The following is a 21367-nucleotide window of genomic DNA, read 5'->3' on the forward strand; positions in this document are numbered from 1 at the left end:
TGGATTTGATTTCCTCGCCTTTTTATCCCATTATACCAAATAGTTCATATTTCCCCATATGGTTCAATCAATTTATGTATAAAATATTCTATATTGGTTATAACTTAAAATATCATACATTATTGTATATCAATCCTTAGAACGTGCCGAATGGTGAGTTCTTTTTTCTAATTGTCTACAGATAAACTATATGATTAGAGCTATTAGAATATCTTAAGGAATTTATTTGTATTGATTTATCCAATATAGTACATTACAATTATATGACATAGCAAATATATGACATAGCAAATATGTAAATATAATCAAAAGGGATTGATACTTATGAATTTAGATGAAAATATAGAAATTCTGAGAGAGCAACTAGATTATATGTTATTAAATGAGTGCGACATATTCGACGATAAAGTAATTAAATCAAGTACAGAATTGGACGAGCTTACTAATAGATATTATTCCTATGATGATAAACCTAATTTTAGTACCAATTGATTTTATCTTCTCATTTTTAATTTATTAGATCTACTATCCAAAAATCTTTTCTTTTGATACGTAAGGCTTTCATATTCTTTGTCATCTATTAAACCTCTTTGCTTAAGTTTATCTAATAAATAGATCATATGTTCACAAAGTTCTTTTATATCGTTCTCATATTTATTATTTTCCACACTAAACATCTCCAAATATAAAATCTTTATATTGCAATAATATCATATTTTAACAATTTGTTAAATACTTTGTTACATATTCGTTACCGGACCTAGTTCAGAATAATTTAATGTTACCGATAATTAGTGTGTACAATAGTTAATATTCAAATGGTCTCACCTAAGATGAACGTACCAAATGGTGCGTTCTTTATTATGTATAAAAATAATAATATAAATATTTATATGCATTCATTATAAATAAAGGAGAGCATAAGACTAGTCCTCCCATAATTTCCTTATTAATTATTACGTACACAATATTGAACTTAAATATATTTTTTTATGTTATTAATCAAAAATATGTTTTTCTTTTTTTAACTTAAAAATCTCTTCAACCGCTTTTTGATACCCCCCTGTTTGTTTAAAAGAGCTACTTATCTTTTTAATATTTTCAAGATAACTTGGATTAATTAAAACTTCTTTAACAGAATTTTTTAAAATTTCTGAAGTGAGTTTGTCTTTATCAAGAGAAATAGCTGCTCCAAGTTCTGAAGCTCTTCCTGCCATATATGGTTGATCTGCTCCTATAGGTATTGCTACAAAAGGTATATTATTATATAGTAAATCATTTGTACTATTCATTCCTGCATGAGTTATAGCAACATCAGTATACTTTAGAATTTTTGATTGCGGAACATAATTCCTAACAATGAAATTACTTGGTATATCAAATGAAGATAAATCTACATTGTACGCCGACATAACTACAATCACATCACTGTTTGCAAAACTTTTAAAGAATATATCATAGAGCTTACTGCTAGTATTGTTAAAGACTGTACCTAATGAAATATAAATTACTTCCTTACCTTCTAATTTTTCAAAGGGAAAATCCAAATTATCTTCACCGTCATATATTGGTGGACCAATAAATATAAAATTTTCGCTATAATATTCAGGATGTGGTACAAAATATTTAGAAGTATATGCAATGTTAATATCTCCCATATTAAAATACATATCAACTATCTCTGGCATTTTAATATTGTAAGTTTTTTCTAATTTACCTGCCACGTTTTTATAAATTCCAGTATTTTGATAATTTTTTATTTGATTTTCATTTATAGATAATGAATTCGCTGGCCTTAGTTCTTCTTTGGTGGCAAATATTGCAAATGAAGAAATAGTAGGAATCTTTAATATTTGACTAATAATATTTGCATAAGGAAACATAGCACTGTAAACTATATAATCAAATTTTATGTTCTTAATTTTTTCTAAAATTTCACTTATAGTTTCTTGACTTTTATAAAGATCATTATTTATAATATCTAAATAATCGTCAATAGTACTCATTTTTCCTGGAATATGATTTCCCCTAAAATTAGCATAGCTCTTAAATATAGCCCCAGTTTTTTCTATTTTCTTTTTAAATTGATCTGTGCAAAAATAGACTACATTCTCTCCTTCTTTAATTAGCGCATCTACAAGCCCTAATGTTGGATTAATATGACCATGAGCTGGAATATTTAAAAAAAGTACATTTGACATATCCTCACATCCTAACCTTATTTATACTGATATTTTACTACAATTATTAATTATGTCAATATATGAATAAACAATTTAATTAATAAATGTTGCATCAATCATTTCAACTCGGAATTCTAAAAATCAATAAATTATATATTGACCTTTTTTAATGGATTAAAATAAAAAAAATCTAGCTAAATATTAATCAAATTAGACTTCCAGGAATAATATCACTTTGTAAAAATAAAATCCAAGATATTATGTCCAAGATTTAAATTTATAATTTAGATTTTTGAATTGTGGCAACAATTTTTCTATTTTAATATTATTTTTTCCTCACTAATCAATGAAATGGTGCTCCAAATGGTGTGTTCTTTTGGTTCATGTACTCTCAATGATCTAATGTATCTTTTTAATTTTACTGAGTATACTATAATTGAATCAATATTGATTATAGATTCAATTATGCTATTTTTGTCAAAAAGAAAGCCAAAGGACTTTTTCTCCTTTGGCTTTCCCCATAGTTTATAATTTTACTTATTCTTGAAAGTTATAAACACAACTTCGCTACATTTTTTACATACTAATGCTATAGTACCATCTTCACAGTTTCTAATCTCAAAATTCACTATTTGATTATCTATTTTTAAATCTTCTATATTTCCACACTTACACATTAATTTCATTGTGTATCCTCCCCATTTTTGTACAGCTTGCATAACTTAATTTGCTATTTTATTACTAGACCTTATCTTATCTGCAATTGTAGCGATAAATTCGCTGTTTGTAGGCTTTGTTTCCCCGTTCCTCACCATACAACCAAATAGGTTATTGATGACTTCCGTTTGCCCTCTGCTATAGGCTACTTCTATTGCGTGTCTTATTGATCTTTCTACCCTACTTCCTGTTGTATTATGTTTTATAGCTACAGAAGGATACAGTTCTTTTGTAACTGCAGACATTAGTACCATATTATTCACTACCATACTTATAGCTTCCCTTAAGTATATATATTCCTTAATATGTGCAGGAATACCAATCTCATGGAAAATATCAGTTACAGATACCTCTAAGTAATATGAATCTTTAAATTCTGATACAGTCTTAGGCTTATTTGTTTTGACAAATGAATCTTCAAACTTAACTTCATCACTTAATAAAATATCATTTGCCATTTTCCTAATTCTTTTAATCAAAACCTCTAAATCGAAAGGCTTAATTATATAATAATCTGCTCCTAATTCTAATGTTCTCTGAGTAATTTTATCTTGTCCTACTGCTTATAATACAATAATTTTTGGCATTGGATTAAGGTTCATACTGTTTAATTCTTCAATAACTCCTATTCCATCTATATGAGGCATTATAATATCTAATATTACTAAATTAGGTTTTTTCTTCTCTATTAATTTTAAACCTTCTACTCCATCATTTGCTATTCCAGTTACAATTATATCTCCCTGATTTGACAAACAATCGTTAAGAACACTACAAAATTCTCTGTTATCATCTACTATAATTATACTAATTTTACTACTGTTCATACTTTTATTCTCCTTTATTTCTATATTATGGTAATAAAGGTTTCCGACAAAAGAGTCATAATTCCTTCTTATTTTAAAATAAAAAAAATTATTGATTACTCATCCCTATGTTTTCTTTTATTCTATAAATTTATTTCTTTAGAATATATTACCCTTACAATTTACCAACAAAAAACGTGCCAAGTGGTGCGTTCTTTTTTTATTGTAACATATTCTCATTTACTTATATTTATATTTATATTTATGTTTCCTCATTTTTTATTGTTCTTTCTCAATTTTATTAAAAGGCGCACCTATAAGGTGATACGCCTTTTTTGTTTTTTGAATTTATTATAAAAATCATCTTACAGCTACTTTACCCTGGTTACATGAATGCTGCTACTACCTCTCGTACAAATGTAAAGTGATCAATTAAATCTTATATCTCCCATCGTCTTTTCATAATAGTACTCTTAATTTCTCCAATTATATTCTTAATAACTTTTGCATATTTTTGCCTAGGATTAATTCTTTCTGTATATCTGATAATCCTAATTCCTGTATATTAGTTATGGCGTTTTTTAAATTTTCTCTCCCATTTGGCGTATCAGAACCCATTATTATCTTTTCTGCACCAAATTTCTCTATAGCTGGTACAATTTTATTTTTTGGTACTATTTGTGGACATGATATATCGAAATATATGTTTGAAATATCTATTTGGGAATTTATAAAAACTTGTAAACCGATAAGATGCGCAATAATAAATTTCGTATTTGTATGTTTCTTTATCAATTCAACCATATCAAAAGTATCCTTCTTTGTGCAAAGATGAATAAATATTGGCATTTCTTTTTCTCTAGCCCACTCTGAAATTTCATTCATGTAGCCTTCTTTCAAATCAAATTTATTAATACATTGATGTAATTTTATTCCTTTGAAATTATAGTTTTTATAATTTACATTTATCTTATCAATAATGTTCTTTTCGCAGGGATTAACCCAATAAAATTGAATTATTCTATCAGGTTGTTGTTTGACCAAATTATAGACATATTCATTTCCCAAATCTATTTTTGTTGAGGACCTATTAAAAAAATTCACTGTCTTTATAATATTATTAAGAATGTAAATAAAGTTTTCAGGATATTTTTCTATAAATTTAGAAAAAAAGGATAAATCATAATTTTTTTCACAATTTATTTGTGGAGTACCAGCTAATACTACATAATCTACATTATTTTCATCTAATATTTTTATGATATTATTAGTTTTTAAAAAATCTCCAGCAGCGTGTGCATGTCCATCAATTATCATACATTTGACCTCCTACTTGCTAATCCTTCAGCTAATAACTCAATTAAAAATTTTATTGAACTATCATAAATTTCCTCACCAATTTGATTTTTATGTAATGATATCGTGAATATGGAACGAATCAATCCAACAATAATTTTAGGCTGTTTATCAATTATAATTCCTTCATTCTGCCATTTTTTTATTAATCGTAATAACATTTCAGCATCCATTCTTTTATGTTTAGCAATTTTTTCACTTGGAAGCTTTCTAATAAATATTTCCATATTATTCTCAATGTATAATTGCTTAATAAATACATTAGTATCAATTAATTCAAAAGCATGAATAAGAAATTTTTCTATTACTTCTTTAGGAGAATCATTTATTAACATAATTTCTTCCAAAAGAGTTGATTTTATTAAATTTTCTTCTTTTTCTAGAATCTCAAAATATAGTTCTTCTTTTGATGAAAAAAAGTTATAGAATGAACCTTGAGCAATACCTACTGATTTTATCAAATCCCCTATACTGGTCTTTTTAAGCCCAAATGTATTAAAAAGACTTTTTCCTTTTTCCATTAGTTCGGCTTTTATTACTTGTTTTTCTTTATCATTAAAACCCCTTGGCAAAAAACCACCCCTTTCATGAATATATGAATATAAAACAAATATATTCATATATATTACTTCCATTTGACACTTTATTCAAGAATTTTAGTAAAATTCATTTTATTAATCTAGTTATACAATATTATTGGTAGAATTTCTTTATGTTTTATTTAGGTATCAATAATAATCCATTTAAATTATGCTCTAAACAAACTAATTTATTTATATCACTAAAAAATGTCCCCAGGGGATACCTTAGTTAATGAATACTAATTTTAGTAACCATCTTTAATATTTCAAATATACTTTTATATTGATCCTTTATTAAATTATCAATTTTTATTTTAAAATCTTGAACTTGAAAAACTGTTTAATATCTTTTTTACTAAAAAGAATAAAGTCTCTATTTATCATACCTATATTAAACCATTTGTTTACCTTCTGTTTTAGATAACATGAGAATTCCCTTCTAAAAATCATGTGGCAATTATTTCAAAATGCGTACCTAAATGTACGCTCTTTTTTTGTAGAAATATATTTAAAATTTTAATGTTTAAGGAGTGATTGAAATGGTTATAGAAAAAGGTGATAGAGTATACCTTAAAGGTAAATATGGGATGAGTTATGACGTCTCAGTTAAATCAGTCAATGGAGAGTATGCAACTGTACAATGAGATATTACATTTGGTACTAAAAAAGTTAAATTAAATAAACTAGTCAAACCACCTTCTTAATAGTTATTTATAAATTGTTTTATAATATGGTTAGTGTGTCGAGTATTCCTAAACGGATGCCCGAGGGGTTGGTAAATTTATGCCAACCCTTTTATTATTCAAAAAAATAAAGCCTAAGAGAAATTAATCCCTTAGGCTTTTACTGTTCCATAAAATTGTTTTTAATTTATTAGTTCAGGATAGCTTAATACTAAAACTATTTTCAATTTTTAGATTATATTTTCTACTTGATATTCTTCAAATTGATATTCTTCAAACTTACTACAAAATTATTAATAATCACTTTTAGCTACTATACTGTTTTAGTAATGCTTTTGTAATCAAATATAAATAACTAAAAATTTCATCTTCTGTTCCTGTTTTAGTAATAACCAAATCTTGCCTTTCATTTACACCATAAAAATACCAAATATCATTTTCTTGATAGCATCCTGTAGAATACGGTATATTTGTCTTTCTTCCAATCACAATATTTAATCTTTCCAAATTTATACCACCATTTGTAATTAATTCTCCATTTACTGCCCATGGAGAAGCTTCTCCCATAACACCGTACGTAGAATCTATTCCTTTTTCTTTACATAACTCAATCATATTAGGGTTGTTTTGAAATTTAATATAATCATCTTTCCATAAAACAATATCTGCTGCATCTACTTTTCCTAATCTTGTTCCATTTATTTTATTTTGTATATCAATAATAGAATTTATTTTATTAACAGACTCCTCTGGATTATCAATATCAAAATCTTTTATAGTATCAATTGCATATTTATAATATGTTCCTTCAAATTTATATCCATTTCTCGCATATTCATTTTCAATATTACAAATGGAACGTTCATTTTGTGTACAATGATATCCATTTTCCACTACACCCAAATTATTACCATAAGGACTACCAAGTCTATCTAAGTTGTTTGGTATTTCTATTTCCCCTGTCACCCCATTATACACAGATTTTGCAGTATTTTTATTTAATCCTGGGAAATCCGGCCAATCAATATCTGGCCATTCTCCCCAATTGGATTTTTCAGCATTTTTAAGTATTCTTACCTCATTTAAAACATTAAAATTAACTTTTTGTTCTGGTATTAACTTATCAAAGTTAGCTATCATAATATCAATCTTATCTGAATTAGATAACGTTTCATCACACCAAACATTTTCTCTCAAATATTTATTGAAATTATCTTGTGATTCTTTTCCTATACTTTTAAATGAATCACAAACATATTTTTTTAACTTAGGATTTAAACTAATTTTAGGATTACTAACCAACTTATCGATTCCATTTATTTCATCACTAGTCTTCGCTATATCTTCTGCTGTACTACTTATTTCTTCAACCTTAGATAAATCCCCACTTACTTCTCCTGCTTTTCCTGCTACACTTAACTCCCCTCCCCCTACGAATAATGTACCTATATTTAATGCCCAATCAGTTAGAAAGCTAGCTCTTGTATAAGCATCTCCATGTATTAAATTCCCATTGATTTCTTTACTTATAATCCCTTCTAATCCTTTTTCAAATCTCTCGTCATCCTCTGTTTTAGGCATTGCTGGATTTACTAATGCCGCTATATCTAGACCGACTCTTCCCAAATTTTTTATAGTGCCCTCTGGATTTTCTCTTAAGTCATAATATTGATCCACTATTCCCTTTCCAATACCTACTACTCCATCTATTGTTCCTTTTCCAAAATCATAAGTTCCTGCTATTATTCCTGCTCCTATAGGATTTATTTTTTTATATTCTCCCCAAGCTTCCTCTGATACAGAACCCATTTTATTCTTTACATCTACTGCATCACTTGCTATTTCTTTTATTTTACCATCCTTTATTATATCTTGTATCCCACTACATATATTGCCTGCTTCTTTTTTTATTCCATTAAATGCTTTTTCTTCATCATTTCTTAAACTATCAAATGTTTTTTCTCCATCTTTAAATAAAGACCTTGCTGTTGTTCCTATTTTTTCTCCAATTGATGTATTGGATCTTCTTATTTAAATTATTCTATATTTATTTTTATACAGTCAATTTAGGCTTAATTTTACAGCTAAATATTATTAACATTTTCTACAACTTTCAATAATTCTTTCAAAAGACATATTTTTTTTCTCATAATATCGGTGAGTCCCTTGCAAAAAATCTCACAAATTTTCACCATTTTTCAATTCCTATTCAACTATCAATCTAAATCCATATTCCGTATTACAAACACTATCAAAGCGTTCAATGCTATTCCAAACTCCTTTTTTAATAAATCCATCAGATAATTTAATATATTCCAATAATAATTTTTTGTTTTCAGCAATTTTATTTTGCAACTTTGTGATTATAAAATCTTTATTTATTTTAAATGGTGCAATATTATTTTTTTCTTTAAACATCTGACTTGTAACATATAATACTACTAAATAAATATCCATTGCATCACCATCCAACATTTTAATCAATGCATCTTCAAATATTTCCTTTGTTACTGGACTTTCTTTATACCTTTTATAAATTGCCTTTGACAGCACCTTGCCTGCATCTGTCGGTTCAACTCCAGGCATATATTGCGATATTTCTATTCTATATTCTTTTTCACCCCGCAAAAAAGCTAATATTTCTCCATGCTTTATAGCTTCATCTAATAATATTTTATAATCCATATTCTTCTCCTTTTTATTTTAATTCTATAATACTTACTTTTGAATCAACATTAGGAATTAAGTTCGAAATAGCTTCTGGTGTTCCACAATCAGTATACCCTCCTGGTAACCAATGTGAATTGGCACCAGCCTCATTTCCAGATGGCATTCTTAAATTTAAATCACTCACATCATTTATATTTATTTGCACTAAACCTCCACCATCTTCAAAATGTCCAATATCAAACCCTAATGATTCCTCATAATAAGATATATTCCCATTTGCTTTTGTTGCTATCTCCTCACATACATTTTTAGATAAAATAAATTGTGTTCCATCATCTGGTATTCCTATGTAAGAGTTTCCCTTGACATAATTTATATATTGCTCTTTTGTCATAATAATTGAAGCGCCATCATCAAACTGTACTAAATGCTTTTTAATATATTCTTTGCTTAAATAGGTTGAAGGATCAGGTCGTGATCCTTTTTCCATTGATAAGATTTCGTCAATTTTAGGTCGACTAATTTCAGCATTACTTGCCCCCACATCAATCTTACTTACATCATTTATTTCTTCTCCAACTTTAGTACCTTCAGACACTTCTCCTAACTTACTTCCTACTGCAAGTTCTTCGCCTCCAACTAAACATGAGAGTATATTCAATTTTAAATTAGTCACATATCTAACCCTTGTTAGTGTATCACCTTTTATAAATTTTTCGTCAAATTCCTTTACCATATAATTCATAATAACTTTTGGCGCTTCTTTTATCTCAGGATGTGAACTAACATATGATGCAATAACAGCTAGAAATCCTCCTGTATTATATTTGAAAACATATGGTGCCCATCTTTTTATTGTTCCCACTGGATCTGACTCAAATTCTTTGGTTTTTTTAATAAAAACATTAGCAATATTAATTGGGGCTGTAATTATACCTTTTACAAAATCATATGCTCCTAATATTTTTCCTGCTTTTATTGGATCTGCTTTTTTATATTCTTCCCACTCCCCTTTAGCTTTTTCATATCCCGATTCTAATCCTTCTTCACCATATTTAATTGTTCCTTTAATTTTAGCCTCTAATTCTCCAAAAAAGCTTTCATCTTTTTTACTTGCATTTCCTCCTACAGCTCTTATTCTTGCTTCACAGGCACTATCTACTTCCTTGAATCTTCTTATTGCTTTATCTACTTTGTTTATTGTACTTTCGATATCACTTTGCATTCTTGTAACTTGTCTTGAATAATCTCTAAGCTGGTCCGTTGCCATTTTTATTCTCGAGGAACCTTTATCCACTTGAAGTTTTGTTATTACTGTATTTATTTTTCTATTTAAATCTGTACTTCTATCTCTTGCACTTTCTAAGTTACTTTTTACTCTGTTCATTTCACTATAATCTATTCCTATTATTCCATTCCCTGAATTTATTAAGCTCAATAAATCAGTACCAATATAAATCATTTTAAAACTTTTTATTATGCTATTATCGTCATGTATTGCTTGGAATGAATAGTTATTCCTAAATTTAATAAAAATATCCTTTTTAAACTTTAGATAGGCACATTCCAGTAATTTCGCAATGATACATATAAAATAAATGCTAGAGAAGTCTTATATGCTCCCTTTAAAGTAGACAGTTTAAATACATAAACTATTACTTTGGAGGGATCATATCATTGCTCATATTTAGGGTTTCTTTTATTTTAAGATTATTTTTAATTTATTTGTTTAGAATGGTTGGATAGTATCGATAATTATATTACCCTTACAATTTACCAACAAAAGACGTACCAAATGGTGCGTTCTTTTTTTATTGCAACATTTTCTCATATATTCCATATAATAAAAGAGATGATATAAATGTATGATAGATGTATTTATATTTTCTCATTCTTCATAGTCTTTTTCCCAATTTTATTAAGATGCGTACTTGAGTGTACGCTCTTTTGTAAAAAAATAAAGCCTAATTTAATCCCTCAGCTCTTTACTGTTCTATAAAATTGTTTTTAATTTATTAGTTCAGAATACGATAATGTGTGTACAATAGTTAATATATACATGTCTCACCTAATATGAACGTGCCCAATGGTGGGTTTTTTTTATGCAAAAGTAATCATAAATGTACTATATTAAATTGATTTTTATAATTTCAATGTAAAATACGAAAATAAGCGTTAATCATAATATACGAATTTACGCTTATTTAACCACATGCACACAATTGTTTAACCTGTTGATCTTATTTAAATCCATAATATTTATTAACAGTTTATAAATTACTTTTGCAACTTTAATAAACACAAATAGGATACTATTTTAAATGTTATAAAATGCATACCTTTTTAGATACTTAACAGTCGCAGTAATTATGCATTCTATGGGTAATTGAAATCTATATTCTGATTAAAACATTATCTTATTAGGATACCGTTCACAGTAACGATTATAACGGAAGTTTTAAAATTTATAGAATTAAAAACAGTATTAATGTCTCTTTTTTTTATGATATATACTCTCTGTTAAATATATAGGTTGGTTACTATTCTGACCTGGCAGAACCTTTATATTGTACATTGTAGTCATAATGGAATCATTATAGATTGCTTTAATACTATAAAAACCTGGTGGTAAGTCCTCAATTGAATAGCATCCATTTTTATCTGCATTAGTCTTGTAAACAGGAAAGTCACTTACACCACCAAAGTAAAGAAAAATCTCAGCTTCTGTAGCAATAGCATTTTCTTTATTTATATATATAATGCCTGTTATCTTTCCAGAATAATTTTCTAGCTTAGTATTAACAGTTACATCAATTCTTTGAAGATTTATTTGTGAAGGTTTTACATCTACTTGCTGTTCTTGATCAAGATCTTGTTTATTTTCTTGTGTACTATGCTGATCTTGAAGCTTATTACTCCCAATTACACGTGCATTGTCTATAATTCCAGTTTCTCCTTCGTTTACCATTTTTTTCACGTAGATTCCTCCTTTTCTTATCAAATGCTTAATCTATAATATTCTAAAAGTATATTATGGGTGAGCAAAAAGTAAAAATCGTATAAGCAATAGATAATTACTTCTCTATTGCTTATACGATTAGTAACCTTTTTATATTAATATTTTTTATTTCTATTCTCTGCTTCTGCTTTATTCTTTGCTTCTGCTTCTGCTTCTGCTTCTGCTTTATTCTTTGCTTCTGCTTCTGCTTCAGAATCAGAGTCAGAGTCAGCATCATTTTCAGCTTCAGTTCTTTGTCCCTGGTCCTGTTTTACAATTTGTTTTTGATCAAAATGATTATAGTTTATTTGCTTGTTATATTGTTTTTGTTTGCTATCTTGATCACTATCTTGATCATTATCTTGATCTACATCTACATCATTTTTGTTTTTAGGTTCCCAATCTACTGCCAGTTCCTCAAAATATAAATCTTTCATAAAATATCCCCCTTTATTAACATACGTTAAAGTACTATAGATCTGTAACTTCAACTATTAATCTATACACCATGAAAAATCATTGAAGATTCGATATTTTCATAATGTATAGATTAAGTTTTCGTATTACATATCTATAATTAGTACTTTAATGTATAGTATTCAATAAGCCAAAATCCTGCTACAAATGGATTTTTATTTATTAATAATATACTTTGTTATTATCACAAATTATAAAGATTCACCAGTTCAGCAAATGGTTTTTCTCTAGCCCTCTAAGGAAATGGTAATTGCAAGTGTCTAACTGAAGTCTCATGTTAGTTCCCATAACCGCAACTAACATATGTAGATGATATGATATGCATACATGTGTCTCTATTATTTCTGCTTCTTTATGGATAACATCTAGTGTGCTGTCTCCTATTAATTAGAAAATCAATATTTTATCTAAATCTTTAACTATAATCTTTGAAAAACCAATTGTATTATCTTTAATTTTTTTCTCCAAAAATACTCTTTAACTCTATTGGATGTAAACTGTAAATTGGAGAATCAGGTTACAATTTATCTAATATTACACATTATAATTGTCTAAAAAACTATGGATTCAACTTAATAACCGCTATCCTGTAGAGCTCATTTTTTATTTAAATTTTAAGTATACGAATATGTTTATAAAGCTTATAAATAACAGGAATAGGAGATAAAATGTTTATTCTTCTATTAGAATTGATGTGGCTGCTGTTTCTACTATATGTGCATTATTTTTAGCTTTATTGTTTAGAATTTTAAATAGTAATAAGAATTGAGATGTAGACAAAATTATAAAGACGTGCCAAAAGATGTGTTCTTTTTTATGCAATATTTTCTCATATATTCCATATAATAAAACAGATGATATAAATGTATGATAGATGTATTTATATTTTCTCATTCTTCATAGTTTTTTCCAATTTTATTAAGATGCGTACCTAAATGTACGCTCCTTTTGTTGTAAAAAATAGGCAATATCTTAATTTAAAATCTAATTGCTAATGTTTTATAATCATATAACCAAACAAAAGGAGCAACATTTGAGTTGTTCCTTTTTATATTCTTTAAATCGCACTTATACAAGTGGACTATCTATTTGAGTAGTAAACAAAAAATCATGATTGTGTCCATCATCAATTGTTGTAGAACCTTTAACTACGTGTACATGCTTATTAGTACCTGTAATTTGTATATTTGGTCCTGTTGTAACTCCAATTTCATGATGGTGATCAAGAAAATCTGTATTGCTTAATATTGCATGAACATGTTGTCCATTCCCTATTGGAATAACTTCACTCGTAACTCCTGCTACACGGTGATTATGCCTATCCTCTCCATTCTCGGCTAGTTTTGTGCTTTCTGCAAATTCGTGCACATGCGTTTGTGTCCCTGTTGAAGACTGTTTGGTTAGGCCATTATTACCTTTATCAATAAGCATAGCATATTCCTCCCATAGTATAATAGAAAATATTCTTGCACATTTTCTATTATAGATTATGTTGCTTATATAACAAATGTTCATAAAAATTAATGCATATCTTTTAAGTTTTATTGCACATACTATAATTACAGCAATGTTTGATTATAAATTTTTACTGTTTTATAAAATTGTTTTTAACCTGTTAGTTCAGAATAGTTAGATAGTATCCATAAATATATTACTCTTACAATTTATCAACAAAAGGCGTGCCAAGTGGTGCGTTCTATTTTGTAACATTTTCTCATATCTTTCATATAATAAATAGAGGATATAAATGTATGATAGATAGATTTATGTCACCTCATTCCTTATTGTTTTTTCCCAATGTTATTAAAATGCGTGCCTACCTGTGCGCTCTTTTTTTGTAAAAAAATATTTAAAATTTATATATGTATAAAAACTATCCAATATATAGAATATATAGATAATGAGAACATATTATTAGTTTATATACCCTCGTAGAGACCTTATATAAATATATTATAGAAAATTTTAATATTCAAGGAGGGATTGAAATGGTTGTAGAAAAAGGTGATAGAGTATACCTTAAAGGTAAATATGGGATGAGTTATGACGTGTCAGTTAAATCAGTCAATGGAGAGTATGCAACTGTACAAGGAGATATTACATTTGGTACTAAAAAAGTTAAATTAAATAAACTAGTTAAACATACTTCTGAATAGTTTCTAAAAGATTCGCTTTAGATTGATAAAGACATGAAAACACTAAGTTATTAATTTAGTGTTTTCAATATATATAATTTTAATAAATAAAATTATATATAGAAATAACACCCAGCTTTAATTTTACTAAACCTAGAACTACTCTATATTATTTTAGCTATACTATCCAAGTTTACTGCCGATGTTGCAAGATCTTCGATGGCTTTCGCTATATCATTTATAGCTGTTGATTGGCTTTCTCCAAGACTAGCTGCCTCCAGAATAGTTTTATCCATAATTAATGATTTCTCTTGAATGTTTTCAAGTATTCCCTTTATGCTTTTTACAGAATCAGAACTATTAGTTGACATTTTCCTTATTTCTGATGCTACTACTGAAAACCCTCTTCCTGCTTCTCCTGCCCTAGCTGCTTCAATTGCAGCATTGATTCCTAATAAATTAGAATTTGAGGCTATATTATTTATAAATTTCAATACCTCATCTGTTTTATTAACTTCATCCATTACATCTTTAACCTTTGATTTTAGGCTTTCTAAATCTTTTGCTAATACTGTTGCAGATGCAGCGACTTCTTCTGTAGTTGCTGTAATTTCTTCGGATGTTGCCGCAATGTTTTGAATAACGTTCTGTAAAGTTTCTTGAGATTTCAGGCTTGTGGCATTTCCAACTGCTCCTATAATTTTATTATCCTGATAAATTGGCGTTCCAATTGCTTTTACAGGAACACCATAAACCTCATTTGTAAGAGTTTTATGAATCACTTTACCAGTTGATAAACATTCGGCTACCGCACTTCCTTGTGGTAATTTAGTACCTATATTAGCATTTAACTTAAAACCCTCTGCATCAATAAAATTCACTATTATACCTTCATTGTCTGCTATCATAACAACAGAATCCAGTGGATTTAAATCTTTAAAATTGTTTAAATATGAATTCAATACTTCCAAATTATTCACGCCAATCATCTCCATTTTGTATTTTTTGTCTTATTATATCTAATTTTCGTATATTTTATCATAATTATAACATTATCATTGTACTAATTACTATATTTACTATATTTTCATAATAAAATAAAGCCTAATGAGATTAACTCCTACTAGACTTTTAACAACCTACTATCATTAAGTGAACATTTATTTAATGGTCTTAAAAATTATAATTATAATGAACAAATTCTAACTTTAAATTTTTCATTTCTTAAATCTTTCACTAAATTAATTAAATCATCATTGCTTCCATGTCCAGTTTCATGAATAACAACCAAACAATTACGTTCATATAATTTGGAATTCAAATTTTCAACATCAATTAGTTTTTTAACACCTCCAAGTTTATAATTTGGAAATCCTGGATTTAAATTAATAATTTCTTCTTCACCTTTTATCCATATTGGGCATGGTGCAAATACTAACCCATAAGAATACTCTGTTGACTCATATGAACTAAAAACAACTGTGAATTTCATATTATATGCCTCACTCTATTAATGTATTTTTGATTACATTCAACAAAAGCACCGAAAAATCCTTCAAAAGCTCAAATAAAGCCCAGTTTTAGATTTTATAACAACCCCATACTTAGAGCTATTTCTTCATTGTATTTAATTAAGGGCTATTAAACATTGATTTACCTTGCTTTTATAATGATAATTAATAAACAGATTATTTTTTTAAAAGAATCTTTGCAAATGTCTTTTCTTATAGACACTACAAAAACCCTTTCTCTATGCTGAGGTACTCCATAATCTTTACTATTCAATACGTTCCAATAATTACAGTAACCTAACTTCTCTAGCGTATTTAAATACTTATCGAAATTATGCTTATGCTTCTTACATGTTACTGCCTTTACATTTTCCCAGATGACATACTTAGGCATCTTATTTCTAATAATATGAACTGTATACCACATTAATGATGATTTAGTTCCACTGCCCTCGTCTCCGCCTTCTCCTTTTCCTGCAAAACTAAAGCTTTGACATGGGCTACTATGTGTTAATAAATCAAAATTTTTAATATTGCTGATATCAACTTTTGTTATATCCCCTAAATTATAGTCTTCAGATATTCTATGCATTACTGAATATGCATAACTTGGAAATTTATCAATTTCACAATAATTTACTAACTTATAATCTACTTTTAGATTTTCTAGTGCTTTCTCAAAAGCACCAATTCCACTAAATAAACTAAATATTTTTATCATTTTACGCTTCTCCTTATTTTGATATTAGGTTATTTACACACCGCCCGTCACACCAAAGCAAGAGTTACAATACATTATTTATTGTAACTTTAATTTCTATAAAAACATACAATACAACTGTAGATAATTTAATTTCTTGGAGGAATATATGTTTTATAGAAATGAAAATAACTCTTCTAACCCGGATAATGAAAAACATAGTGATGCAATTATCCAATATACACAACCTATAGGCGATAATATCGATACCATGAATTCTTCTATGCACAATGATAGCCAATCATTTTATTGTCCATTTATGAATAGGCAAAGACCTTATCCTGTACAACGAAGACCTTATCCTATGCCCCCAAGGCGTCGTAGGCGTCGTAGACGTCGTAGACCATTCCCTTTTTTACCATTTCCTTTTGGTTACCCATATTCTCCCCAACATATGTCTTCTGATTATTATGATGATTATGACAATTATGATGACTATGATGACTATGATGATTATGATATGTATTAACGGACGTTAAAATAGTACCAAATCAATCTAATAGAGAGGAACAATCATCACTGAACGTTCCTCCCTTGCTTTTTCTATGATATTATCGTACTACTATGAATTAAGATATATTATATTTAAAATAATTTTAATATTTATTTAATTGTTTAACCAGAAGTATAATTTATTTACATTACCCTTATTTATATATTGATGATTTTTGTGTACAATTATATGGGGTGAGTAATATGAGAAATCAAGTCGATTATACAGAACTTGGAGACCGAATAAGGATTCAACGAGGATATTTTGATATGAGTAGAGAAAAATTAGCCTGACCTATTGGATTACACATTGTCACATTTGAATCTATATCAATAAAATCTTTTGATATATACCTCCATTTTTACAAATTACAGAATTTACAATAAACCTATTATAACTAAGAACTTTATTTAAAATCTTAGCTTCATTAGATAAACCAACACAAAATGCAATTGCTATACTTTTATACTGACATCTTTTACCGAAATCAGTTGTTTCTTCTAATCTTGCCTTTTCACCATATCCGTCACTCACAACTAATGCTGATACTTTAGCAATTTTAAAAATTTCTTCATCTTTATAAACTTCTTTAATTTTTTTCATTTTCTCATCAAGACTTGGACAATTTTTAGGTGCTTTATCCAGTTCTGTTTTATTACAAGCATGAATAGAACATAACGCTGAATTATACATAAAAAACCTTCTTTCATATAATCTCTACAATCATTTAAATATCATATTTAATTTTATTCCATCTTAATTATTTTTTATTTAATACTTTACTTCACAATTTTACCATTGTTGAACAATAAAAGAAAGATATGAAGTAACTGTCTGTAAATATAGTTTTGAAAAATCATCTTTATATTCATTTATAACTTCGAAAATAAATCTTATTTTATTCTTATAATAATACAGTATGAGAAATAAATACAAAAATAGATATTGATTTTTCACATAATTAAGTGGTATAATATCTACGACTTAAAATAACATATTAGTCATATAGTATTTGAAAGAGGTGGCAATATGGCAAAAGGCTTTAGTAGTAACGAAAAGGAAACTATACGAGAAACGCTTTTAAATGCTGCAGAGAATTGTTGGAGTAAATATGGCATTAGAAAAACAAGCGTTGATGAGCTTGTTAAAATAGCTGGAATTTCAAAAGGTGCATTTTATTTATTTTATAAATCAAAAGAACTTCTTTTTTGGGATGTTCTTCAGCGTATTGATGAACGCCTTAAAAATATGATGATTGAAACCCTAAAGGATTGCAATTGCACAAAAAAACAAGCTTTTATGAACGGATTAAGACAAATGATTTCAGAAGTTGAGAAAAACCCTTTTATTTTAAATCTTCAAAATGGTGATTATGTGCTACTCATGCGAAAACTAACAGATGAACAGATTAAAATGCACTTATCCAGCGATGATGATAAAACCAAACAGCTCTTTAAATTTTTTGACATTGATACCGATATTGAATTTGTGTCTAGCGTTATAAGGACTTTGTTTTTCACGACTCTTCATCAAAACGAAATTGGGAAAATTCGCTTTGATGATGTAACAGAGTTCTTAATTGAAAGTCTTGCAAACAAAATATTTATTGGGGGAATTAGCGATGAAATCAATATATAAAAGTACTGTTGGTAAGGAAAAAATACTTGATATTTATAACAAATTGCAAGCTCAATTAAATACAAAGTTTGACAGTTGTTATATAGACACACGCTTTGGTAAAACACATATACTAGTTGGTGGAGATGAATCTGCACCTCCTATAATATGTTTTCATGGTGGAAATGTAGTAAATCCAATAACGTTAAAATGGTTTGAACCACTTGCAAAAAATTATAGAATATATGCACCTGATGCCATTGGACATCCTGGAAAAAGTGATGAAACACGACTAAATCCAAAAAACAATGAATATGCAGAGTGGGTCTGTGATTTTATGGACGGGTTGGGAGTTGAAAAAGCTAAATTTATCGGTCATTCTTATGGAGGGGGAATAATTGTAGGACTAGCTGCATTTGCTCCAAAGCGAATAGAAAAAGCTGTACTTGTTGCACCTTCTGGTATTGCAGGAGGAAAAATATATGATATGATACGCAAAATACTTGTACCACTTACAATTTATAAAATATTCCCTAATGATAAAAATTTACTGAAAGCTTGTGTTGCAATGTTTGATGATGTGATCCAAGAAGATGTATTGCTAGAAATAAAATATGTTTACGACTATGTGAAAATAGAAACAGCCTTTCCAAAATACGCAACAAAGGAAGCCTTGCACGAGTATAGCTCTCCAACATTGCTCTTTGCTGCTGAAAATGATGTTTTTTTCCCTAGTAAGCTCATTGTTCCAAGGTCAGAACAAATTTTTTCAAATTTAACGAAAGCAGTTATTCTTCAGAATTCAAGCCATATGCAAAATAATACAAACATAAATAAAATATTGACTGAAATAGAATATTTTTTTAGCAATTAAAATTATCATCAATGCTAATAACCATCTAGATAGTACCGCAAAGGTATATAATGCAGCACTCTTGCCTAAAAGGGAGTTCCAGCAGCTGTGCAACCGGGGCTAAAGTAGCTGAAACATACTAATTATCATAAGTGACAAAGCAGAAAAAAAGCATATTGTATTGGTAATTCTCCATATTTTACAATTTCAAAGTAATTAATAACGCAATTATAGTCTATTATTTAACTAATATATATAATAGTACATATTAATCCGGATCGCTCCCTCTATTATGGACAATTTCTAACGTATGCTAACTAATTTGTAGATTCCCTAATAAATTGATTTGGACTTATGTAATTCTGACTTCCATGAATTCTTTCTTCATTATAAAATCTTATATATTCATCAATAAGTCGGTAACCGTCAGTGAAATTTTTAACCTCATTCCAAGATATACATTCCTTAGAAAGTAAGGAGTGAAAAGATTCAATATGTGCATTATTGTTAGGTGAATTTACTGGAATACGCTCGTGATATATATTATTTATTTTGCATAACTGTTCGAATTTAATCGAAGTAAATTGTGGGCCATTGTCACTTCTGAGAATCAGGTTCGTGGTAATTTTATTTTCAATGAGAGCTCTTTTTATTGCGACAATAGCATCATCAGTGGTTGCAGTTCTAGTTATTTCTCTACCAACAATTTTTCTGGAACAAACATCAATAATATCTGTAAGCATAATAAATTGCCCATTTAATGCTTTAACATATTTGATATCTATTTGCCATAATTGATTTATAGCTGTTATGTTTCTTGCGATAGCAAGATGACCTTGTTTGGTATGTTTAATATATGGTAGCAACAAGCCTAGTTGCTTAGCTATGCGATAAACCTTCTTAGCATTTATATGTAAATCATAATTCCTACGGAGGATCTTAGTAATCTTTTTATAACCGTAGAATGGAGTTTTTTCACATGCTTCGTGTAAAAGAGTTTCGATGACAGAATCATCTACAACACAGTTATTTATTCCATAGGAAAATTCAGGAACAGGTCTACCGACCTTAGCATTTTCATCACTAGCGATTTTTATAGCTTTTTTCTTTGGATAATAAGCCGATCTTGATATTTGTAGCATCATGCATGCTCTAGATATTTTAAGACCCATTTGATAATATATTTTAGCTAAAGATATCTTGTACTCTACCGTAGGTATTTCTTTTTTTTTTAATAAATCTTGAAGCATATTAAGTTCTAATTCTTTTTTACCAACGAGTTCTCTAAGCTTACGATTTTCATCTTCAAGTGCTCTTTCTTTAGCACTTGGTTTATATTCGTCTGGCTCAGTGGCATTAATTACATTAAGTTGTCGCTTAAAGGTGGAGAGTGTGGACGGTGATAATTCATATTTTTTGCAAACTTGAGCATTGGTTAAACCATTATTTATTTCTTCAATAATCTTTATTTTATCATCTAATGTAAATCGTCTTCTTGCCATATTTCTAACCTCCATCTTATATTTT

General features: G+C 28.2%; 21 protein-coding genes and 1 pseudogene. 5 read left to right on the top strand and 17 right to left on the bottom strand.

Features of this window, described 5'->3' with window-relative positions; translation table 11 throughout:
- The first annotated feature begins 324 nt into the window (after positions 1-324).
- Entirely contained in the window at positions 325-492 is a 168-nt protein-coding gene (locus tag BR66_RS25425) for an aspartyl-phosphate phosphatase Spo0E family protein (RefSeq protein ID WP_084156588.1), read from the top strand.
- Positions 493-494: 2 nt separating this feature from the next.
- On the opposite strand, the gene BR66_RS25950 is transcribed toward BR66_RS25425, so the two are convergent.
- The 12 genes and pseudogenes from BR66_RS25950 to BR66_RS0122545 form a co-directional block, all read right to left on the bottom strand.
- Entirely contained in the window at positions 495-668 is a 174-nt protein-coding gene (locus BR66_RS25950; RefSeq protein WP_156946215.1) for a hypothetical protein, read from the bottom strand.
- 330 nt (positions 669-998) lie between these two features.
- The gene (locus BR66_RS0122490) at positions 999-2201 is read right to left on the bottom strand and encodes a macrolide family glycosyltransferase (RefSeq protein ID WP_026884933.1); all 1203 of its coding nucleotides are present in this window, start codon (positions 2199-2201) and stop codon (positions 999-1001) included.
- Positions 2202-2716: 515 nt separating this feature from the next.
- Positions 2717-2869 carry a hypothetical protein gene (locus tag BR66_RS25955; protein WP_156946359.1) on the bottom strand — a complete coding sequence of 51 codons (153 nt, stop codon included), beginning with the start codon at positions 2867-2869 and terminating at the stop codon, positions 2717-2719.
- A 36-nt stretch (positions 2870-2905) separates the two neighbouring features.
- Positions 2906-3727, bottom strand: a pseudogene (gene spo0A / locus BR66_RS24580) (sporulation transcription factor Spo0A).
- A 465-nt stretch (positions 3728-4192) separates the two neighbouring features.
- Entirely contained in the window at positions 4193-5023 is an 831-nt protein-coding gene (locus BR66_RS0122505) for an amidohydrolase family protein (protein WP_026884934.1), read from the bottom strand.
- Positions 5020-5682, bottom strand: coding sequence for a TetR/AcrR family transcriptional regulator (locus tag BR66_RS0122510; RefSeq protein ID WP_051624355.1), 663 nt, complete (start codon positions 5680-5682; stop codon positions 5020-5022). The genes BR66_RS0122505 and BR66_RS0122510 overlap by 4 nt, the downstream gene beginning before the upstream one ends.
- Before the next feature lie 950 nt (positions 5683-6632).
- Positions 6633-8135 (bottom strand): hypothetical protein, encoded by a 1503-nt coding sequence (locus tag BR66_RS26560; RefSeq protein ID WP_242841208.1) that lies wholly within the window; start codon positions 8133-8135, stop codon positions 6633-6635.
- A 396-nt stretch (positions 8136-8531) separates the two neighbouring features.
- Entirely contained in the window at positions 8532-9011 is a 480-nt protein-coding gene (locus BR66_RS0122525; protein WP_026884937.1) for a hypothetical protein, read from the bottom strand.
- A 13-nt stretch (positions 9012-9024) separates the two neighbouring features.
- On the bottom strand, positions 9025-10458 hold the full coding sequence (locus BR66_RS25015) for a hypothetical protein (RefSeq protein ID WP_051624356.1): 1434 nt from the start codon (positions 10456-10458) through the stop codon (positions 9025-9027).
- Positions 10459-11481: 1023 nt separating this feature from the next.
- Positions 11482-11973, bottom strand: a complete 492-nt coding sequence (locus BR66_RS24590) for a carboxypeptidase-like regulatory domain-containing protein (protein ID WP_051624357.1) — start codon at positions 11971-11973, stop codon at positions 11482-11484.
- Between the two features lie 137 nt (positions 11974-12110).
- Positions 12111-12431: a hypothetical protein gene (locus tag BR66_RS24595; RefSeq protein WP_035796949.1), complete on the bottom strand. Its 321-nt coding sequence runs from the start codon at positions 12429-12431 to the stop codon at positions 12111-12113.
- Between the two features lie 1108 nt (positions 12432-13539).
- Complete coding sequence (locus tag BR66_RS0122545; RefSeq protein ID WP_051624358.1) at positions 13540-13902, bottom strand: YmaF family protein; 363 nt, start codon at positions 13900-13902, stop codon at positions 13540-13542.
- 557 nt (positions 13903-14459) lie between these two features.
- Between BR66_RS0122545 and BR66_RS25960 the strand changes: the two genes are divergently transcribed.
- Positions 14460-14627 (top strand): hypothetical protein, encoded by a 168-nt coding sequence (locus tag BR66_RS25960; protein WP_156946360.1) that lies wholly within the window; start codon positions 14460-14462, stop codon positions 14625-14627.
- A 143-nt stretch (positions 14628-14770) separates the two neighbouring features.
- On the opposite strand, the gene BR66_RS25020 is transcribed toward BR66_RS25960, so the two are convergent.
- From BR66_RS25020 to BR66_RS24605, 3 genes are all read right to left on the bottom strand, one after another.
- A complete protein-coding gene (locus BR66_RS25020; protein ID WP_051624359.1) occupies positions 14771-15586 on the bottom strand; it encodes a methyl-accepting chemotaxis protein in 816 nt (271 codons plus the stop codon).
- A 206-nt stretch (positions 15587-15792) separates the two neighbouring features.
- Positions 15793-16098: a hypothetical protein gene (locus tag BR66_RS0122560; RefSeq protein ID WP_026884939.1), complete on the bottom strand. Its 306-nt coding sequence runs from the start codon at positions 16096-16098 to the stop codon at positions 15793-15795.
- Between the two features lie 161 nt (positions 16099-16259).
- Complete coding sequence (locus BR66_RS24605) at positions 16260-16838, bottom strand: DNA cytosine methyltransferase (protein WP_051624360.1); 579 nt, start codon at positions 16836-16838, stop codon at positions 16260-16262.
- Positions 16839-16986: 148 nt separating this feature from the next.
- On the opposite strand from BR66_RS24605, the gene BR66_RS26300 reads away from it, so the two are divergent.
- Positions 16987-17346: a hypothetical protein gene (locus BR66_RS26300; RefSeq protein ID WP_026884940.1), complete on the top strand. Its 360-nt coding sequence runs from the start codon at positions 16987-16989 to the stop codon at positions 17344-17346.
- A 348-nt stretch (positions 17347-17694) separates the two neighbouring features.
- On the opposite strand, the gene BR66_RS24610 is transcribed toward BR66_RS26300, so the two are convergent.
- Positions 17695-18063: a DUF1847 domain-containing protein gene (locus tag BR66_RS24610; RefSeq protein WP_242841209.1), complete on the bottom strand. Its 369-nt coding sequence runs from the start codon at positions 18061-18063 to the stop codon at positions 17695-17697.
- Positions 18064-18399: 336 nt separating this feature from the next.
- Here BR66_RS24610 and BR66_RS0122580 point away from each other — a divergent pair, with 336 nt between their 5' ends.
- Both BR66_RS0122580 and BR66_RS0122585 read left to right on the top strand, forming a co-directional pair.
- Positions 18400-19008, top strand: a complete 609-nt coding sequence (locus tag BR66_RS0122580) for a TetR/AcrR family transcriptional regulator (RefSeq protein WP_026884941.1) — start codon at positions 18400-18402, stop codon at positions 19006-19008.
- Positions 18992-19861: an alpha/beta fold hydrolase gene (locus BR66_RS0122585; protein WP_026884942.1), complete on the top strand. Its 870-nt coding sequence runs from the start codon at positions 18992-18994 to the stop codon at positions 19859-19861. Before BR66_RS0122580 ends, BR66_RS0122585 begins: the two co-directional genes overlap by 17 nt.
- 296 nt (positions 19862-20157) lie before the next feature.
- Here BR66_RS0122585 and BR66_RS25430 read toward each other — a convergent pair whose 3' ends face one another.
- On the bottom strand, positions 20158-21342 hold the full coding sequence (locus BR66_RS25430; protein ID WP_084156591.1) for an IS3 family transposase: 1185 nt from the start codon (positions 21340-21342) through the stop codon (positions 20158-20160).
- Positions 21343-21367 lie beyond the last annotated feature (25 nt).

This window comes from Clostridium akagii DSM 12554, assembly GCF_000686725.1.
Classification (GTDB): domain Bacteria; phylum Bacillota; class Clostridia; order Clostridiales; family Clostridiaceae; genus Clostridium_I; species Clostridium_I akagii.

What these genes read in the sequence shown, in the direction of transcription:
- BR66_RS25425 (WP_084156588.1), top strand. Translation starts at nt 325, where the DNA reads ATGAATTTAGATGAAAATATAGAAATTCTGAGAGAGCAACTAGATTAT.
- BR66_RS0122490 (WP_026884933.1), bottom strand. Translation starts at nt 2,201, where the DNA reads ATGTCAAATGTACTTTTTTTAAATATTCCAGCTCATGGTCATATTAAT.
- BR66_RS25955 (WP_156946359.1), bottom strand. Translation starts at nt 2,869, where the DNA reads ATGAAATTAATGTGTAAGTGTGGAAATATAGAAGATTTAAAAATAGAT.
- BR66_RS0122505 (WP_026884934.1), bottom strand. Translation starts at nt 5,023, where the DNA reads ATGATAATTGATGGACATGCACACGCTGCTGGAGATTTTTTAAAAACT.
- BR66_RS0122510 (WP_051624355.1), bottom strand. Translation starts at nt 5,682, where the DNA reads ATGAATATATTTGTTTTATATTCATATATTCATGAAAGGGGTGGTTTT.
- BR66_RS26560 (WP_242841208.1), bottom strand. Translation starts at nt 8,135, where the DNA reads ATGGGTTCTGTATCAGAGGAAGCTTGGGGAGAATATAAAAAAATAAAT.
- BR66_RS0122525 (WP_026884937.1), bottom strand. Translation starts at nt 9,011, where the DNA reads ATGGATTATAAAATATTATTAGATGAAGCTATAAAGCATGGAGAAATA.
- BR66_RS25015 (WP_051624356.1), bottom strand. Translation starts at nt 10,458, where the DNA reads ATGATTTATATTGGTACTGATTTATTGAGCTTAATAAATTCAGGGAAT.
- BR66_RS24595 (WP_035796949.1), bottom strand. Translation starts at nt 12,431, where the DNA reads ATGAAAGATTTATATTTTGAGGAACTGGCAGTAGATTGGGAACCTAAA.
- BR66_RS0122545 (WP_051624358.1), bottom strand. Translation starts at nt 13,902, where the DNA reads ATGCTTATTGATAAAGGTAATAATGGCCTAACCAAACAGTCTTCAACA.
- BR66_RS25960 (WP_156946360.1), top strand. Translation starts at nt 14,460, where the DNA reads ATGGTTGTAGAAAAAGGTGATAGAGTATACCTTAAAGGTAAATATGGG.
- BR66_RS0122560 (WP_026884939.1), bottom strand. Translation starts at nt 16,098, where the DNA reads ATGAAATTCACAGTTGTTTTTAGTTCATATGAGTCAACAGAGTATTCT.
- BR66_RS24605 (WP_051624360.1), bottom strand. Translation starts at nt 16,838, where the DNA reads ATGATAAAAATATTTAGTTTATTTAGTGGAATTGGTGCTTTTGAGAAA.
- BR66_RS26300 (WP_026884940.1), top strand. Translation starts at nt 16,987, where the DNA reads ATGTTTTATAGAAATGAAAATAACTCTTCTAACCCGGATAATGAAAAA.
- BR66_RS24610 (WP_242841209.1), bottom strand. Translation starts at nt 18,063, where the DNA reads ATGTATAATTCAGCGTTATGTTCTATTCATGCTTGTAATAAAACAGAA.
- BR66_RS0122580 (WP_026884941.1), top strand. Translation starts at nt 18,400, where the DNA reads ATGGCAAAAGGCTTTAGTAGTAACGAAAAGGAAACTATACGAGAAACG.
- BR66_RS0122585 (WP_026884942.1), top strand. Translation starts at nt 18,992, where the DNA reads ATGAAATCAATATATAAAAGTACTGTTGGTAAGGAAAAAATACTTGAT.
- BR66_RS25430 (WP_084156591.1), bottom strand. Translation starts at nt 21,342, where the DNA reads ATGGCAAGAAGACGATTTACATTAGATGATAAAATAAAGATTATTGAA.